The 17,554-nt window shown below is 71.8% G+C and carries 14 protein-coding genes; 6 read left to right on the top strand and 8 right to left on the bottom strand.

Features of this window, described 5'->3' with window-relative positions; all coding sequences use genetic code 11:
- Nucleotides 1-69: 69 nt before the first annotated feature.
- Nucleotides 70-1,152, bottom strand: a complete 1,083-nt coding sequence (locus AC13HU_RS11380; protein ID WP_483041683.1) for a polyprenyl synthetase family protein — start codon at nt 1,150-1,152, stop codon at nt 70-72.
- Nucleotides 1,153-1,755: 603 nt separating this feature from the next.
- Here AC13HU_RS11380 and AC13HU_RS11385 point away from each other — a divergent pair.
- Together AC13HU_RS11385 and AC13HU_RS11390 are read left to right on the top strand one after the other, a co-directional pair.
- On the top strand, nt 1,756-3,441 hold the full coding sequence (locus tag AC13HU_RS11385) for a DNA polymerase Y family protein (RefSeq protein WP_483041684.1): 1,686 nt from the start codon (nt 1,756-1,758) through the stop codon (nt 3,439-3,441).
- Between the two features lie 56 nt (nt 3,442-3,497).
- Nucleotides 3,498-6,668: an error-prone DNA polymerase gene (locus tag AC13HU_RS11390; RefSeq protein WP_483041685.1), complete on the top strand. Its 3,171-nt coding sequence runs from the start codon at nt 3,498-3,500 to the stop codon at nt 6,666-6,668.
- 71 nt (nt 6,669-6,739) lie between these two features.
- On the opposite strand, the gene AC13HU_RS11395 is transcribed toward AC13HU_RS11390, so the two are convergent.
- A complete protein-coding gene (locus tag AC13HU_RS11395) occupies nt 6,740-8,044 on the bottom strand; it encodes an MFS transporter (protein ID WP_483041686.1) in 1,305 nt (434 codons plus the stop codon).
- A 94-nt stretch (nt 8,045-8,138) separates the two neighbouring features.
- Between AC13HU_RS11395 and AC13HU_RS11400 the strand changes: the two genes are divergently transcribed.
- Both AC13HU_RS11400 and AC13HU_RS11405 read left to right on the top strand, forming a co-directional pair.
- A complete protein-coding gene (locus AC13HU_RS11400; RefSeq protein ID WP_483041687.1) occupies nt 8,139-8,675 on the top strand; it encodes an ArsR/SmtB family transcription factor in 537 nt (178 codons plus the stop codon).
- Between the two features lie 111 nt (nt 8,676-8,786).
- Complete coding sequence (locus AC13HU_RS11405; protein ID WP_483041688.1) at nt 8,787-9,251, top strand: PPOX class F420-dependent oxidoreductase; 465 nt, start codon at nt 8,787-8,789, stop codon at nt 9,249-9,251.
- Here AC13HU_RS11405 and AC13HU_RS11410 read toward each other — a convergent pair.
- From AC13HU_RS11410 to AC13HU_RS11420, 3 genes are read right to left on the bottom strand one after another with little or no spacing between them, the layout of a single operon-like run.
- On the bottom strand, nt 9,248-10,222 hold the full coding sequence (locus AC13HU_RS11410) for a helix-turn-helix transcriptional regulator (RefSeq protein ID WP_483041689.1): 975 nt from the start codon (nt 10,220-10,222) through the stop codon (nt 9,248-9,250). The genes AC13HU_RS11405 and AC13HU_RS11410 overlap by 4 nt on opposite strands.
- A 21-nt stretch (nt 10,223-10,243) precedes the next feature.
- Nucleotides 10,244-10,375 carry a hypothetical protein gene (locus AC13HU_RS11415; RefSeq protein ID WP_483041690.1) on the bottom strand — a complete coding sequence of 44 codons (132 nt, stop codon included), beginning with the start codon at nt 10,373-10,375 and terminating at the stop codon, nt 10,244-10,246.
- A 21-nt stretch (nt 10,376-10,396) separates the two neighbouring features.
- Nucleotides 10,397-11,614: a DUF5685 family protein gene (locus tag AC13HU_RS11420; RefSeq protein WP_483041691.1), complete on the bottom strand. Its 1,218-nt coding sequence runs from the start codon at nt 11,612-11,614 to the stop codon at nt 10,397-10,399.
- 392 nt (nt 11,615-12,006) lie between these two features.
- Between AC13HU_RS11420 and AC13HU_RS11425 the strand changes: the two genes are divergently transcribed.
- Nucleotides 12,007-12,450 carry a cell division protein SepF gene (locus tag AC13HU_RS11425; RefSeq protein WP_483041692.1) on the top strand — a complete coding sequence of 148 codons (444 nt, stop codon included), beginning with the start codon at nt 12,007-12,009 and terminating at the stop codon, nt 12,448-12,450.
- Nucleotides 12,451-12,510: 60 nt separating this feature from the next.
- Here the strand turns inward: AC13HU_RS11425 and AC13HU_RS11430 are convergent, their stop codons facing one another.
- Both AC13HU_RS11430 and AC13HU_RS11435 read right to left on the bottom strand, forming a co-directional pair.
- A complete protein-coding gene (locus AC13HU_RS11430) occupies nt 12,511-13,701 on the bottom strand; it encodes an acyl-CoA dehydrogenase family protein (RefSeq protein ID WP_483041693.1) in 1,191 nt (396 codons plus the stop codon).
- 62 nt (nt 13,702-13,763) lie between these two features.
- Nucleotides 13,764-15,422 carry an MFS transporter gene (locus AC13HU_RS11435; RefSeq protein WP_483041694.1) on the bottom strand — a complete coding sequence of 553 codons (1,659 nt, stop codon included), beginning with the start codon at nt 15,420-15,422 and terminating at the stop codon, nt 13,764-13,766.
- Nucleotides 15,423-16,063: 641 nt separating this feature from the next.
- On the opposite strand from AC13HU_RS11435, the gene AC13HU_RS11440 reads away from it, so the two are divergent.
- On the top strand, nt 16,064-17,212 hold the full coding sequence (locus AC13HU_RS11440) for a phosphatase PAP2 family protein (RefSeq protein ID WP_483041695.1): 1,149 nt from the start codon (nt 16,064-16,066) through the stop codon (nt 17,210-17,212).
- On the opposite strand, the gene AC13HU_RS11445 is transcribed toward AC13HU_RS11440, so the two are convergent.
- The gene (locus AC13HU_RS11445; protein ID WP_483041696.1) at nt 17,169-17,387 is read right to left on the bottom strand and encodes an I78 family peptidase inhibitor; all 219 of its coding nucleotides are present in this window, start codon (nt 17,385-17,387) and stop codon (nt 17,169-17,171) included. The two genes, AC13HU_RS11440 and AC13HU_RS11445, sit on opposite strands and share 44 nt — an antisense overlap.
- Nucleotides 17,388-17,554: the final 167 nt, after the last annotated feature.

Here is a 17,554-nt window from a genome sequence, read left to right on the forward strand (position 1 = left end):
GGAGCGGGTGACTTCGATGGAAAGCGGTGGCGCGACGGCATTCCGATGGCGCCCGGGTGCGTCGCGCGTTCAGGACCGCCGGACAGCCAGACGTCCGGCCATGGCGGCGAGATGGTCACGGTGGCAGCCACGCGGCAGGTCCTCCAGCGCGGCCAGCGCGGCTGCGAGGTGGTCGGCGGCGGTGGCCCGGGCAGCACGCAGCGCACCGCCCGTCTCAAGGAGTTCGGCCAGGGCGTGCTGGGCGTCTTCCGCGGGCTGCCGCCACAAGTCCTGCAACAGCAGGCGCTGCTGGGGAGCCGCGTTGCCGAAGGCGATCAGCACAGGCAGGGTCGGGCGCCGGTTACGCAGGTCGCTGAGCGCGGGTTTGCCGGCCGCCCGGGCATCGTCGGCGTACGGCAGCAGGTCGTCCTGCATCTGGAACGCGATCCCGAGATGGTCGGCGAACCGGGTTAGCGCACGGGCATACGGCGCCCCCGCACTGGTCAACACGGCGGCGGCACGGGTCGCGGCGTCGAGCAGGGAGCCTGTCTTGAGCCTGACCATCCGAAGGTACTGCGCCATGGCGCAGTCCATACGCCCGACCAGATCGGCTTCCATCATCTGCCCCCGACTGACCTCGACCGCGGCCGTGCTGATCACATCCAGCACCCGAAGGGCCTGGTCGGCGCTGTAGCCGCTGGAGTTGAGGGCTCGGGCCTGCCCGAGCGCGGCGCACATCATGGCGTCCCCGCCCACCAGGGCGTCGGCCTGACCGAACCGCGCGGCCACGCTGGGGCGGCCTCGTCGCAACGCGTCCTGGTCGATGATGTCGTCGTGCACGAGCGTGGCAGCGTGCAGCATCTCCAGGGCCGCGGCAGCCGGCAGCGCCGCGCCCGGATCACCGCCCAGGGTCGCGACGGTCTCCAGCAGGAGCAACGGGCGCAGCAGCTTCCCACCGGGCAGCAGGGCGTAGCGCATCAGCACGCCCAGCCGGTCATCCGAGACGCACACGGACTCCAGATACCCGAGCAGGGGCGCGGCCAGTTCCGCAGCGCAGCCGTCCGCGAAGGTCTCAGCGGGCGGAGAGAGCACCGTCAGGGACTCGGGGCCGAGTTCGACGCCACCGCGCACACTCCACCAGCTCTCAGCCAGGACAGACGACAGGACCCGCACGCCTGCTCCCTCGGTGCGACGAACCGGGCGGGGACCACGAGCGGCAGATACCCACACAATATGCCGACCGCACAGAGCGACATTCAGCGCCCCATGGGTGACGTGGGACAAAGGGACGGCGGCCCCATGTCGCCGAACTCACAACCGCCCACCGAAAGGCGTGACTCGACTACCGCCGGGCGCAGTTGGAGCGCCGACGGCCGTCGACCGTTCACCCGTTCGCGCGAAAGAGCGGACGCCGACTTGCCGCATGGGAACACATGTTCGAAACTCCAGGAGTGACGACTACCGGAGCAGCGCAGGTCAGGGGCAAGGGAGACGGTGTATGCCGCCCCGTTCCCCCGCGCGCCGAGGAACGAGGCGAGCAGCGCCTGCTCCCGTCGCGGTTAGGCCGACGGCGGCCCCAGTAAGGGCCCTCCACCGCTTCAGGGCCTGCGCGAGCACGCGCTCCATCAGTCCGTAGCCGCCAGTCGTCGCTCTGGCTCCTTCGCGAACCGTCCGGTCCGGGCCCGGTCGGTCATGCGGGTGCGCCGGAAGGCGGGCGGGACGGACCGCACTCGGCAGAGAGCTGTTGCATCCGATGAGTTCCGACGATGAGTTCCGATGAGCGACGGGCGCAGGACCCGGCCTCTGGTGGTGTGGAGCCCCGACTGGCCGGTCACGGTGACCGGGCTGGCCGGGCCGGTGGCGGTGGCGGTCAACGGGCGTGTGCTGGCTTGTTCGGCGGTGGCCCGCGGGTCCGGCGTGCGGCGGGGAATGGCGGTACGCCAGGCGCAGACCCGCTGCCCTGAGCTGGTGGTCGTGGAACGGAACCCAGTGGCGGAGGCGCGGTCGTTCGAACGGTTCGCGTATCTCCTGGAGGAGGTGACACCCCGGTTGGAGGTGATCAGGCCCGGGCTGGCCGCCTTTTCGGCGACAGGGCCTGCCCGGTACACGGGCGGTGAGCCGGCGTTGGCCGAGCGGATTTCCGCGCTGGCTGCCCGGGTCGGCATCCAGGTGCGGATTGGGATCGCCGACACGCTGTTCGCGGCGGCGCTGGCGGCACGTAGGGGGGCGCGGGTGCCGGCCGGGGGGACGGCGGCGTTCCTGGCCCCGTATCCGATCGGGACGCTGGGGCGGGAGAACCTGACGGAGCTGCTGCCGCGGCTCGGCATCGAGACCTTGGGCGGCTTCGCGGCGCTCCCCGCCCGGCAGGTGCTGGCGAGGTTCGGGGCTGAGGGGGCGGCCGCGCAGCGGATGGCGCGCGGGCAGGAGCTGAGGGGACTGGACACCCAGGTGCCGACGCAATCCTGTGCGGTCGCCACAGTGCTGGACCCGCCGGCTGATCTGCTGGAGCCCTTGATGTTCACCGCACGGCAGTTGGCCGAGGAACTGCACCAGTTGCTGGGCCGGGCGGGGGCCGTCTGCGGGCAGGTGGAGGTCTCCGTCACCCAGGCCGACGGGCGGGTGCTGACCCGGCTGTGGTCCCACGGCGGCCGGTTGTCGGCGGCCGCGCTGGCCGAGCGGGTGCGCTGGCAGTTGGAGGCGTGGCGGCACACCGGCGCCCTGGGTTCCATGGCACCCGACAAACCAGGCGGCCCCGACCGTACGCGTGCCCGTGCCGGTACCCCTACCGACGCCGACGCCGACGAGCGCAGCAACTCCCCCGGCGACGCACCTGACAGTAAGGACGCGGGGGCCGCATCCGACAGTAAGGAGATCAATCCCGCCGACGACGGTAAGGAAGCGGGGATCATCCGGTTGGCCCTGATACCCCACCAGCTCAGTGCGGCGGTCGGTGAGCAGACCGGCCTGTGGGGTGAGCAGCACAAGGAGGAGCTGGAACGCGCGGCAGCGCGCCTCCAGGTCCGCCTCGGCCACACCGAGGTGACCCGTGCCCAGGCCGTCGGGGGGCGGGGGCCTGCCGAACAGATCCGGCGGGTCCCGTTCGGCGATACGGCCACTCCCCCCTCCGTCACGGCGGGCCCCTGGCCGGGCCGGCTTCCCGCACCGCACCCAGCGCTCGTCTACCCGCAGATGCCGCCGGCCCGGCTGCTCGACGCCGCCGGGCAGGACGTGGGGGTCGACGCCCGCTGTGGCATGTCCGCGTGCCCCGCCCACCTGCGGGTGAGGGGCGAGCGCATGGCAGCGGTGTCCGGCTGGTCGGGACCGTGGCCGCTGGACGAGTCCTGGTGGGACCCGACCGAGGCGATGCGGGCGGCCCGGCTGCTCGTCACCGCCGCCGACGGCCGCGCCTGGCTGCTGCGGCTGGAGCGGCGTTCCTGGTGGGCGGAGGCGTACTACGGATGAGGCCGCAACGGACCGGCCAGGTCGTCTCCCTGCCTTCGCGACCACGGGCCACGCCGGTGCCGAGAACGAGCGCCGGTAGCGAGCAGGGACAGGAACAGGGCCAGTGGCGGAGTCCGGGTCCTGGCCAGGGAACTCCGGCGCCCTGGGCGGAGTTGCACTGCCACACCTCGATGAGCTTCCTCCAGGGCGCCAGCGAACCGGGCACCCTGGTCGACGAAGCGTGCCGACTGGGCATCGGCGTCCTGTCCGCAACCGACCGGGACGGGCTGTACTCCGCCCGCCGCCTCGCCGCAGCCGCGAAATCGGCCGGGGTCGCCACCGTCTTCGGCGCCGAACTCACCCTGCCCGCCCCGTTCGGGCCGGTGCTGGTGCTGGCGCGCGACCTGACCGGGTTCAGCCGCCTGGGCACCGTGATCAGCGCCGCCCAGCTCGCCGGGGCGAAGGGGCGCCCACGCTACGACCTCGACCAGGTGACCGCAGGCCACGGCGGCCACTGGGCGGTACTCACCGGCTGCCCCGCACCGGACCTGAGCCCGGCAGCCGCGGTCCGGCGACTGCGACTCCTCGCCGAACGCTTCGGCAAGGAGCACGTGTACGCCGAGCTGATCGACCATCGGGTGCCCGCCGACGGCCCCCGCAACGACGCACTGGCCACTGCCGCCCACCGGCTCGGTACCGGTGTGGTGGCCACCGGCGCCGTGCACTACGCACACCCCGGCCAGGCACGGGTCGCCCAGGCACTGACCGCCCTGCGCCTGGGCGAGGACCTGGGCCGGGCCGCCGCCCACCTCCCTGCCGCACCCACTGCCCACCTGCGCTCGGGCGAGGAGATGCGGCACCTGTTCGCACGTTTCCCCGGCGTGGTCGAGGCCACCGTGGCGCTCGGGCGGGAGTTGGCCGTCGACCTGGCCGGCCTGCGCCCGGAGTTGCCCGGCACCCCGGTACCCGCCGGGCACACCGAGGACTCATGGCTACGCCGCCTGGCGGAGAAGGGCACCGCCGACCGCTACGGCCCTCGGGATGCCCCACACGCGCGGCGGGCCTGGCGGCAGGTGGACCACGAGCTCGATGTCATCGCACAGCGCAACATGGCCGGGTACTTCCTCATCGTCCACAAGATCACCAGGTTCGCGGCCGACCAGGGAATCTGGTGCCAGGGACGAGGGTCGGCGGCGAACAGCGTGGTCTGCTACGTCCTGGGGATCACCAACGCGGACCCGATACGTCACAACCTGCTCTTCGAGCGCTTCCTCAGCCCGGACCGCGACGGACCGCCGGACATCGACCTGGACTTCGAGCACCGCCGCCGCGAGGAGGTCATCCAGTACTGCTACGAGGAGTACGGGCGCACACACTGCGCCCAGGTCGCCAACCTCATCACCTACCGTCCCAGAATGGCGGTCCGTGACGCCGCCCGGGCGCTGGGTCACTCCGGCACGGAGGTCGATGCCCTCACCCGGTACATCGACTCCCGCGAGCCGTCGAAGACCGAGGGGGAACTGCCGCCCGACGTCCGCCGCCTGGCCGCGGACCTCGACCGGCTCCCCCGACATCTGGGGGTGCACTCGGGCGGCATGGTGGTCACCCGCCGGCCCATCGCGGAGATCATGCCGGTGGAGTGGGCGACCGCGCGGGACCGTACCGTCGTCCAGGGCGACAAGGAGGACGTGGCCGCGGCCGGGCTCACCAAGATCGACCTGCTCGCACTCGGCTTCCTGTCCGCCGCACACGACGCGTGCACCATGATCGCGGACTTCCACGGCGTCCACCTGGACCTGTCCTGCGTCCCCCAGGACGACGCCGCCGTCTACGACATGATCTGCGCCGGCGACACGATCGGCACGTACCAGTTGGAGTCGCGGGCCATGATCGGCACGCTGCCCCGGCTGCGGCCGCGCTGCCTGGCCGACATCGTCGTCGCCGTCTCCCTGATCCGGCCGGGTCCCATCCAGGGCAACGCCGTGCATCCCTACCTGCGACGCCGGGCCGGCCGGGAGCCGGTCAGCTACCCGCATCCGCTGGCGGAGCCGGCCTTGAAGCGCTCGCTCGGAGTGGCCCTGTGGCAGGAGCAGATGATGCACCTGGCCATCGACTGCGCCGGGCTGAGCGGTGCCGAAGCCGACGAACTGCGGTCCGCGATGAGCGCCAAGCGCTCGGTGGAGAGAGTCGCCTCGATGCGCCGCAAACTGCTGGACGGCATGGCGGCCCGCGGTATCCCGCCGGCCGCCGCGGAGGAGATCGCCGGCATGATCCAGGCGTTCTCGGACTACGGGTTCCCCGAGAGCCACGCCCAGAGCATGGCCCACATCAGTTCTGTGTCGGCGTGGTTGAAGCATCACTACCCCAGCGCACTGCTCGCCGGGTTGCTGGCCAACCAGCCGATGGGGTTCTACCAGCCGCTGAGTCTGATCCACGACGCCAAGCGGCATGGGGTGGTGGTCCATGGTGTCGACGTGCAACGTTCCGGGGCGGGGGCCGGGCTGGAACCCGATCCTGCCTCCGCCAAAGGTGCAGCGGTCCGACTCGGGCTGGGCATGGTGCGCGGGCTGGGCGCCTCGGCCGCCGAGGCGATCGTCGACATGCGCGCCGAACGGACCTTCCACGACCTGGAGGACTTCATCCGGCGCACTCGGCTGCCGGCCCGCACCCTGGAAGCCCTCGCGATCGGCGGGGCGTTCAGCTGCTTCGGGCTGAGTCGCCGTGCCGCCCTGTGGGCGGTCGGCATGCCGACCGGGAACGACCCCGGCATGTTGCCGGGCACCGCGCCCGCCCCCACCGTGCCGCGACTCCCGGCGCTGACCCCCATCGAAGAGACCCGCTTCGACCTGTGGGCCACCGGCGCCACCGCGGGCGTCCATCCGCTGCACTACGAACGTGCGGCCCTCACCCGGCGCGGCGCCAGGAGCGCGGTCGCGGCCCGTGACCTGGCCGACCGCGACCGGGTCACCCTCGGCGGCCTGATCACCCATGTGCAGCGCCCGCCCACTGCCCACGGCGTGTCCTTCATCAACCTGGAGGACGAGACCGGGATGACCAACGTCATCGTGCCGCTCTGGCTGTGGGAGCGCAGTTCCCGGACTGTGACCGACCACTCGGGGCTACTGGTCCACGGTGTGGTCGAGCGCCGCGACGGCGCCCTCAACGTCCTCGCGCACGCCCTCACGCCGCTGACCGGATCCGCGCTGCCCAGTGCCCGTCCTCCCGCTGCCGGTACCCACCGGCGGTGACACCGGACGAACGCTTCCCTGTGGTGGGCGCGAGCCTCGCTCGCCGAGCCGAGCGCGGTGGCCGGACCGGCTCACGGCCCGGAAGCAGGCCCGGAGGCGGGAACGGAGCCAGGGCCGGAACCGGCACCGGAACCGGAACAAGGATCAGGACTGGGATCGGGATCAGGCGAGTGGACGGTTCCCAGTTCCACCGGGCTCGTTCGAGGGCGACGCATCAGCAGAAGCCAGGCCGCCAGCCAGCCCGCGACGCCGACCGCCACGAGTTGCACGCGGAAGTCGACGACGGCGACCATTCCGGCGCCGACCACGGCGGCCACCGCGGTCGGCGCGAAGACGACCGTGCCCGCTGCGGCAGCCACCCGCCCGACCAGTTCGGGACCGGTGCGCTGCTGTACGGCGGTGAAGACCGCGACGATCACCCAGGGCAGCCCCACCCCGATGGCCAGGGTCGCAACGAGACAGACCGACAGGGACGGTACGGCCCGTGCGGCGGCACCCGCGGTGAACAGCATCAACCCGGTGGCGGCGAAAGCGCGTTCCGGCAGGCGGCGCATGACCGCTCCGGAGACCACTCCGGCGACAATCGAACCGCCGCCCTGCACCGCGTAGAGAACGGCGACGAACGCCGGCGGGCGGTGCAGCCCCGAGTCCGTCATCGCGTAGATGGTGGCACTGCTCATCCCGGACAGGAACATCGCGACGGCGCCGCCGGCCACCAACCGCAGCAGCAGTGAGTCGCGCCGCAGGTGCCGGATGCCCTCCGCGGTCTGCTCGCGCCAGCCGGCGACGGCCGGGACCACGGGCTGTTCCTGGACCCGCAGCGCGGCAAAGGCGAGGGCGGCGAGCACGAACGTGGCTGCGTCGAGCACGGCGACCGCGCCACCGCCGAAGCGGAGGAAGAGCCCGGCGCCGGCGAGCGGTGCGAGCAGTTTCATCGCCTCGTTGACCGTCATCCGCAGGCCGTTGAAGTCGCCGCGCAGGTCGGGCGGGATGGCGGCGGTGACGATCCCGGCCTCCGCCGCGTCCGCCAGCACCGAGGCGGCCCCGATCACGGTGAACACGACGAACAGCAGCCAGACGTCCCGTCCGGCACGTACCGCGAGGAGGACAGGAAGCAGGGCGGCGAGGGCCGCGTTGGTCCAGATCAGCAGCGGCCGTCGGCGCACCCGGTCGGCGACGGTGCCGAGCACCGGGCCGATCAGGGTGGGCGCCCACAGGCAGAAGGTCACTGCGGCGGCAAGGCTGTTGGAGCCGGTCAGTGTCTTCACCCAGATCCCGGCGACCAGCATCATCGCCGAGTCGCCGAATCCGGAGACCAGTACCCCGCCGAGGTACGTGGTCGCGGTGCGGTCCCCCAGGACCCTCCGTACCGTCATGACTCCCAATATATTGATTGGAGGTTAAGGAGCAACCCCACAACCTCCACCAGTGCAGTCGGCGCGGCGCTCGACGGCACGGTGTAATGGGATCATGACGGCGACCGACCCCCTCCTGCGCGCACTGGCCCACCCGCTGCGGCTACGGATGGTCTCCCTGGTCTGGAACGTGCCGCTCTCGGCCGCCGAACTCGCCCGCGAACTGGGCGTCTCGCACGCGCTGGCCAGTCAGCACCTGCGCCGGCTGGACGCGGCCGGGCTGGTCGAACTCGCCGAGGTTCGGTCCAACCGCGGTGGGAGGGAAAGGCGTTACCGCGCGGTACACGCCTCGCCCCTGTCGGACCAGAGGCACGAGGCCGCCCCGCTGCTCGCGGAAGCGCTCGCCCACAACATGCGGGATCGGGCGGGACGGCGGGCCCCGGACGCGGAAGGTGTCACGTCGGACCTGGAACTGTGGGTGGCGCCGGAGGTGTGGGACGACTTCCGGCAGCGACTGGCCGTGCTGTGTGACGAGTTGCACGACGCCGCGCAGGCGCCGCACGCCGCGGGCACGGTCGGTATCGGGGCCACGGTGATGGCCTTTCCGCTGTCGGAGCCGGACTCGCGAAACTCCGGCCACTCGGAAGAGTGAATCCGTGCGATTCGACATTCGAGCCGGAACAACGACCGGTCACGGCGCGTTTTCCCATGCACAGGCAGTAATCAACCGGTATCCGTCAGCACCACACTCCCAGGAGCGATCATGCACCAGGCCCCCGCCACCAGCCCGCTGCTGAACCTGCTCAAGGAACAGCGGAACGGAGTGCTCGTCACGCTCAAGAAGGACGGCAGGCCCCAGTTGTCCAACGTGACGTTCATCTACGACGAATCGACCCGGTATATCCGCATCTCCGCCACCGACAGCCGGGCCAAGACCCGCAATCTGCGCCGCGATCCGCGAGCGAGCTTCTATGTCACGACCCCCGACCTGGGGGCGTATCTGGTCGCCGAGGCAGAGGCGGAGCTGACCCCGGTGGCCGCCGATCCGCACGACGCCACCGTCGACGAGTTGGTCGAGATCTACCGGGCGATCGTCGGCGAACACCCGGACTGGGAAGAGTATCGCGCGGCGATGGTGGCCGACGGGAGGCTGGTCATACGCCTGCGAGCCGACCGCGCCTACGGCTGGGGCCGCACCCAGGGCGGCACGAGCGGCGCCCTGGACTAGGGTCCGTCGTTTGGATCTCCGCGTCGCGCCGCGCGGGCCAGCCGGCCGGACACCACCGCCAGGTGGGACGCCAGTTCGGGCGGCTCCTTCACCTCGAACTCCACTCCGGTCATGCCGACGAACATCGCCAGCGCGTCCAACGACACGAATCCGGTGGTCAGTTCACAGGTGTCAGGTCCCAGCGCCGTGACCAGGCCGAAGCCGGACCAGGCGAGTTCGGCAACCGTTTCCAAGGGCGCGTGCAGCACCACCCTGGCCTGGAAGCGGTAGGCACGGGAGGTGACGCCCCTGGCGACGTAGGAGGCCACGTCATCGGGGAGTTCGCGCGGGGTGAAGCGTGGTCCGGTCGGCGACTTGGGCTCGATCCGGTCCACCCGGAAGGTCCGCCAGTCGTCCCGGTCGGCGTCGAACGCGAGGAGGTACCAACGGCGGCCGTGGTGGACCAGCCGGTAGGGCTCGACGGTGCGGCAGCTGCCGGCGCCGCCGTGGTCGAGGTAGTCGAAGCGCAGCCGTTCACGGTCCCTGCAGGCGGCGCCGATGACGGTCAGCACTTCCTGGCGGACCGTCACCGTGGCGGGCGCGGGGCGCACGGTGACTGCTTGCATCGCCTGCACCCGGTGCCGCAGCCGTGACGGAAGGACCTGCTCCAGCTTGGTCAGCGCCCGCGCCGAGGTCTCCTCGATACCCTCGACGCCGCCGACCGCGCCGGTGCGCAGGCACAGCGCCACGGCGACGGCCTCCTCGTCGTCGAGCAGCAACGGCGGCAGGGCGGCACCCGCGCCCAGTCGGTAGCCGCCGGCCGTGCCGGGCGTGGCGTGGACGGGGTAGCCGAGCGCACGCAGCCGTTCGACGTCCCGTCGGACCGTGCGGGCGGTGACCTCCAGGCGCTCGGCGAGTTCGGGGCCCGTCCAGTCACGGCGCGACTGGAGGAGGGAGAGCAGGCGCAGCAGGCGTGCCGACGTTTCCAGCATGTCGTTCAGTCTGGCAGTGATTCAGGACAGGAGTTGACCGTGATGTAGCCAATCGGTGAAGAGCAGGAAGGCGTCGCCCGTGCGGTCCGGTAGGGGTTCGCCGACGTCGGGGGCGAAGTTGGAGAGCCGGTGCCGGGTGCTCCTGACGCACACCCCCGGCCCTGGTGACCCGGCTCAGCAGTCGCACCCGCAGTCGCAACAGTCGCAGCCCTCACAACATTCGCAGCACTGGCAGCAGTCGCCGCAGTCCCCGCAGGAGCCGCACCACGACTCGCGCGGCCGGCCGGTCCAGGCGTCCTCGTGGTCGGTGCAGCACAGCCGGCAAGTGCAGCACAGGCCGGTGTAGACCAGGCATCCGGCGAGCAGGCCACGCCGGCGTGGCGGTTCGGGCGGCGGCGGGAAGTCTCCGGGGCCGCCCGGCGCGCCCGGCTGCCCGGGCAGGTAGGGCTGCTGGTGCGGTGCGCCGGGTGCGTAGGGGCTGCCGGTGTACGGGTTGCCGTTCTGCGCCGCCGGGCCGTGCGGGCAGTCGCCCGAGCCGAACGCCCGGTCCACGGAACGTTCCAGTTCGTGGACGAGCAGGGTGTGGGCCAGCCGGGCCGAGGCGGTGCCGGCGAAGTCGACGTCCCGGAGGGCGAGCCGGATGCCGTGGCGGGCGTCGTCGCACAGTCGCCGGGCCTCGGTGAGGTTGGTGCCGGTGGCGGTGAGCGGGTTCCAGGCACCGGTGCAGGTGTCCTCGGCCAGATCCTCGACCGCGTCGAGCAGGTGCGCGAGGCGACCGAACACCCGTCCGGCCTCCTGGAGCGGGGCGGTGTTGCAGGGCTGCCCGGCGAGGACCGCGGTATGGGCGAAGGCCGCGGCGGTGGCCGTCTCCGTGGGTTCGGTGACGGCCAGTACGCAACTGCCTGGCCCCGCCGCGGCTTCGACCTCGCCCTGCCGGCCGACCGCGTCGAGCAGCAGCGTGGTGTCGAAGCCGAGGTCGCCGCCGGTACGCGCGCCGGCCAGGTCCCAGCGGCGGGCGACCTTGCGGGCCGCGAGTGCGACGGGGCGGCGGCCGAACGCGCCGTCGCCGTCGTCGACATGGTCGCGTACCTTCGCCGACGCCAGCACCAGCGAAACCGCCGCGGCCAGCCGGGCGCCCTCGCCTTTGGCGACGGGCGCGGTGCGCATGCCGCGCAGTGGGCAGGGCCCCGCGGTGCGCCGCTGGTCGGCGGCGGGCGTGGACTGCGCCTCGACCAGCACCGAGATGATCAGACCATCGTAATTGGTGGCGACACGGGCGAACTGCCCGTGTCCGTCGCGCAAGGCGAGACACAGCCCACACAGATGGGCCAGCCAGGCGGCCGCCATGCCTTCCGACATCCGATGTCGGCAAGGCCGAATGATTCCGAACACACTCCCCACTCCCCCGTCGGACCCGGAACTTGTGATGCGAGGGCGGCGCGGCGAACCGTCATCGGGTCGGCGTCCAGCCGCCATGCGCCCACCACCACCTGCGCTTTGACCTTCGGTCAGGTTTCAGAACCCGGCCGGCGGTCATGTTATCGGTGCGGTCCCCCGCTTCCGTACGGCCGTACGGCCCCCGAAATCACCCGATCGTGGAGGACGTTCCCATCGCATCGTCAGCTCTCCGATGCCTGCCCCTGCTTGACGGTGCGCCACTATCGTGTGTGCCAGTACCGTCACAAAGCGCCTGCGTGGTGCCTATCCCCTTGGCGCATCACCCTCATCATGGATGACGATAGGACTAAGCGGACGGTACAGACCGCGTGCGAGAGGAGGCGTCCATGGGTTCGGTTCGACGGGCGAGTGCCTGGCTTGGCCTCGTCGACGACAACGGCGGCGAGGGTTACTACGACGAGGAGTACGCCGACTACGGCGAGGGCCCGGAGCGCGCCGACACGTGGGTGACCGACCCGCGGGTTCGGATCGCCACCGAGTCGGCCGAGGAGGGGGGCCGGCGGATCGCCACGGTGACGCCCGACGGCTTCCGGGACGCGCGCGGTATCGGCGAGTTGTTCCGCGACGGCATCCCGGTGATCGTCAACCTCACCGCGATGGAGCCCTCCGACGCCAAGCGCGTCGTGGACTTCGCCGCCGGGTTGACCTTCGGCCTGCGCGGCTCCATCGAGCGGGTGGCCACCCGGGTCTTCCTGCTGACCCCGGCCGACTACTCCGTGATGAACGCCGACTCCCGCCGCGGCGGCGACGGCTTCTTCAACCAGAACTGAGACCGGTTCCGGCCGAGCACCGGCCGGAACCGGCGGCCGTCGCCGTCCGCGGGCAGCGCCTCACCCGCGGAAGGCATCGAACCCTGTGAGCGCCTTGCCCAGTACGAGTTGGTGCATCTCCACCGTGCCCTCGTAGGTGAGCACGGACTCCAGGTTGGTCGCGTGCCGCATCACCGGGTACTCCAGCGAGATGCCGTTGGCACCCAGGATGGTGCGCGCGGTGCGGCAGATCTCGATCGCCTCGCGCACGTTGTTGAGCTTGCCGAAGCTGACCTGCTCCGGGCGCAGCGCGCCCGCGTCCATCCGCTGCCCGAGGTGGCGGGCGAGCAGGATGCCCTTGTGGAGTTCGACCGCCATGTCGGCGAGCTTCGCCTGGGTGAGTTGGAAGGCGCCGATCGGCCGCCCGAACTGCTCGCGCCCGCGCGCGTATTCCAGCGCCGACTCGAAACTGGCCCGGGCGGCACCCATCGCGCCCCACACGATGCCGTAGCGAGCGTGGTTGAGGCAGCTCAGCGGGCCGCGCAGGCCGGTGACCTCGGGCAGCACCGCATCCGCGGGCAGCCGTACGCCGTCCAGCACCAGTTCGCTGGTGACCGAGGCCCGCAGACTCCACTTGTGACGGATCTCCGGGGCGGCGAACCCGGGGGTGTCGGTCGGGATGACGAAGCCGCGCACCCCGTCCTCGGTCGCGGCCCAGACCACGGCCACCCCCGCGACCGACCCGTTGGTGATCCACATCTTGCGGCCGTCGAGCACCCAGTCCGAGCCGTCCCGGACCGCTCGGGTGCGCATGCCGGCCGGGTCGGAGCCATGGTCGGGCTCGGTCAGGCCGAAGCAGCCGATCACCTCGCCCGCGGCCATCGACGGCAGCCAGCGCTCCTTCTGCTCCGCAGAGCCGTAGCGGTGGATGGCGTACATCGCGAGCGAGCCCTGCACCGACACCAGGGAGCGGATGCCGGAGTCGGCGGCCTCCAACTCCAGGCAGGCCAGGCCGTATTGCACCGCGCTCGCGCCCGCACAGCCGTAGCCGGTCAGTTGCATGCCGAGGGCACCGAGGGAACCGAGTTCACGGGCGAGTTCGCGGATCTCGGGCAGTTCGCCGCGCTCGTACCAGCCGGCCACGTGGGGCAGCACCCGGTCGGTGGCCCACCCGCGCACGGTGTCGCGTACCGCCCGGTCCTCCGTGGTGAGCAGGTCGTCCAGACCCAGCGGGTCGTACGGATCGAAGGGTGCCCTGGACGCTTGGGACATGGGTGGACCTCCGGCCCATAAAACTAGCAGTGGTAATCGCGGCTCGGCGCCGACGTTACGGCTCAGTCCCCCGCCCGTCCAGAGCGTACGGCGCCCGGGCGCGCGGAGGCGGAACGTACGGCGGAACGCCCGGCGCGCACCGGCCATGGCAGTTCCGCGTGATTCGTGCCGGGACTGCCCTGGAGGCCGCCCTCCGGCACGGACTCGACGCCCGACAGGCGCTCCTCGCCCACCCCGCACTCCATCGCCCGTGGCAGCCGCCGCGCCGCCCACGCGCCCGACAGCAGCAGCACCGCGCTGATCAGGAGCGTGACATGCAGGCCGTGCACGAAGGAGTGACGTGCGGCGTGCCGCAGGGCCGCGCCCGGGGCGCCGCCGACCCGGTCGGCCACGTCATACGCGCCACCCAGCGACTGGTCGGCCGCGGTGGTGTCGGCGGCACTGATCCCGGGGGCGTGCGGCGCGTAGACGGCATTCATCACACTGCCGAGCAGCGCGATGCCCAGTCCGGCACCGAGTTGGTACGCGGTCTCGCCGACCGCGGCCGCGCCGCCCGCCCGGTGCGCGGGCGCCTGGCTGAGCATCGACTCGTACGCCCCGAACAAGGTGGCCTCCAGGCCGAAGCCCAGCGCGACGAAGACGACGGTGAGCAGCATGGGGCGGTCCTGCTGGCCCATCGCGGTCAGCGACAGCACAGCCAGCGCCGTGAGCAGGAAGCCGCCGCCGACCATCCGGCGCGGCCCGAAGCGGGCCAGCGCCCGCGAACCCGCCAGCCCGCCGGCCATCGCGGCGAAGGTGAGCGGCAGCAGGCGCAACCCGGTGTCCAGCGGGCTCAGGCCGAGTACGAGTTGCAGGTACTGCACCGCGATCAGTTCCAGCCCGACCAGCGCCAGCATGGCCAGCACGATGCAGCCCACCGAGGTGGAGAACGCCGCCTGGGCGAACATCCGCACGTCGATCAGCGGGTGCACGAGGCGGCGCTGGCGCCGGACGAAGAACACCAGCAGACCCAGGCCGAGCAGCAGCGGCACCCAGACCGAGGGGTCCATGGGGGCCGCGCCGGCGCCGAACCGCTTGACGCCGAAGACCGAGCCCAGGATGCCCAGGGCGGCAGCGGCGGCGCCCACCACGTCCCAGGGGCCGTCGCCGCAGCCGCGCGACTCGGGCAGCAGCACCCGACCGAGCGGCAGCATCACGGCCATCAGCGGGATGTTGACCAGGAAGACCGAGCCCCACCAGAAGTGCTCCACCAGGAAGCCGCCGAGCACCGGCCCGACCGCGGCTCCGACCGCGGCGACCGCGCTCCACACGCCGATCGCCGTCGCCCGCTCGCGCCGGTCGGGGAAGACCTGCCGCAGGATCGACAACGTGGCGGGCATGATCATCGCACCGCCGGCGCCGAGCAGTCCGCGCGCGGCGATCAGGACATCCGGGGTGGGCGCGAAGGCGGCCAGCGCGGAGGCGGCACCGAAGAGCGCGTAGCCCATCAGCAGCACCCGGCGGCGGCCGATCCGGTCTCCCAGCGTGCCGAAGAGGATCAACAGCGAAGCGGCGATCAGCGGGTACGCGTCGACGATCCACAGCAGATCCTGTGAGCCGGGCCGCAGATCCTCGGTGAGCGCGGGCACCGCCACATGCAGCACGGTGGCGTCCAGCGCGACGATCAGCAGGCTCGCGCACAGCACGACGAGGATGGTCCAGCGGCTGACCGGCCGCGTCATAGGCGTACCTCCACGGCTGACTCCGTGACTCCCGGGCGGGGACTCCCGGGCGGGTGAAACGCCAGCGTACGTGACCGGGATGTGCCCGGCCCGGGCCGCAGCGGCGTCCGCCGGTAGAGTGAGGGCTCCCCCGGACGGCGCACCGGCCGCGAAGGAGCCGCAACCCGCACGGCTCCCGGTCGGACGCCCTTCAAAATCGGCCGTCCCGGGCCGGCTCGCGTCCTGCCGCCCACCCCGCTGCCAGGGCCAGCCACCGGGCCGCCCTCGGGCCGCGACGGGGCCATCGCAGCACCTCTGCCGCGCCGCCTCTGCTCCGGCCGCACCCGGTCCGCGATCCGGCCGCACCCCGGGCTCCGCGCCCTGCGACGACCCTGCGACGGCCCCGCGGTCCGACCGCCCGCCGCCCCGGCGCCGCCCCGGCCAGCACGCGGGAAACCCTGAATAAATTCGAGGGAAATAAGCGTCGAATAAGAACACGGTCATGTGAGTATCAACACCCGAACATAAACTCCACGGCCTCTTCGCATTCACCTCATTCACCGTCCGCCAAAGGGGTGGTGAGACGCACTCCACATCACATCGTCATTACAAATCCGGCCGTACGGCGGTTGCATGCCATCACACGCTGTAACGTCGTTTCAGTGCGTACCGATAACGGGCCCGACCGCGCGGCGGAGCGACCGGCGAGCCGTGGCCTGCCGCGGATGAGCCGAACGCGCGTGTGGCTGTTCGGCCTCACTGTCGCCTCCTACGTCGCGATCGTCGTCGGCGTGGTCACCACCTCGAAGCTGGTGACACTCGACTGGCAGGTCATGCTGTGGCGCCCCTACAAGCAATGGCCGCAAATCCACGCGTTCCTGGACTACTTCGTCGTCCTCGGCCAGCGCGGACCCACCGCCGTGATGGTGCTCGCCTGGCTCGGCTGGCGCGCCTGGCGGCACCGCACCCTGCACCCCCTGCTGGTGCTCGGCACCTCGCTGCTGCTGCTCAACATCACCGTGGGGGCCGTGAAATACGGCCTCGGCCGGCTCGGTCCGCATTACGCGACGACCGTCGGCTCCGCGGAGATGTTCGCCGGCGGCGATATATTTCCCTCCGGGCATACCGCCAATGCGGTGGTGACCTGGGGCGTACTGGCCTATCTCGCCACCACTCCGCGAGCCCGCCGCTGGGGTTCGATCGCCAGTGCGCTGCTGGCGCTCGGCGTCGGCGCCACCACCGTCTACCTGGGAACGCACTGGGTGAGCGATGTGCTGCTCGGATGGGCGGCGGGGCTGCTGATCCTGCTGGCGCTGCCGTGGTTCGAGCCGTTCATGGCCAAGGCCGAGGACTGGATCACCGGTGGCTTGCGCCATGTCCGAACCCGACGCACACGGCGTACGGCCCCTGGGACGGCGCTCCCGGCCGCTCCCGCCCTGCCCGGCCGTCACAGCGGGGACGGTGAGCCGGACCGCGAGACGGTGGGCTCGGCCGCGCAGGTCACCGCATCGTCCGGCGCTTCGGCCTCCTCCGGCGCCATCACATCCGCCACGCCTTCCGGCGTCACTGCGGCGGCGGGCATCGCCACGTCGTCCGTGTCGGCGGCGTCCGGCGCGCCCGGCGGCGCCGCTGCGGCCACCTCCGCCCCCGGCGGCGGGCACACCCCGAGCCGTCCGCCCACGGTGCGCGGCGAGCGCACTCCGCCCGGCGCGGTCGGCTCCCGCCGGCGGCCTGTGGACCGGCAACTGGTACGCCCGGTGCCGCCCCTCAGCCAAGCCAGCAGCGCTGCACACGGCCCTCGGCCACGATGAAGTTCAGCCGCCCGAGGACGTACTCCATCGTCACCACCGTCCCGGGCGGCAGACTGCGGACCGTGGTCCAACCGCGCTCGTGGGCCCGGGCCTCCGCCTGCGCCGGAGTGAGGCCGAGATAGGCGTCGAGGTCGTCGTCCGGATTGCGGTCGGGCGGGTTCGGTAGTGGTCCCATGGCCGCAACGGTATTCGGTGCAATAGCCGCACGGCGTACGGTGACCGGCGCGCACAAGTTCCGCACATCCCTCGCACAAAAAAACCGTCATTTCCGGTGGTTTACCGGACACCGACAACTTAAGTGCAGGCCGAAGCGATCTGCGTCCGGTCACACGGGTGGGGCCG

Source organism: Streptomyces sp. NH27 (genome assembly GCF_056859195.1).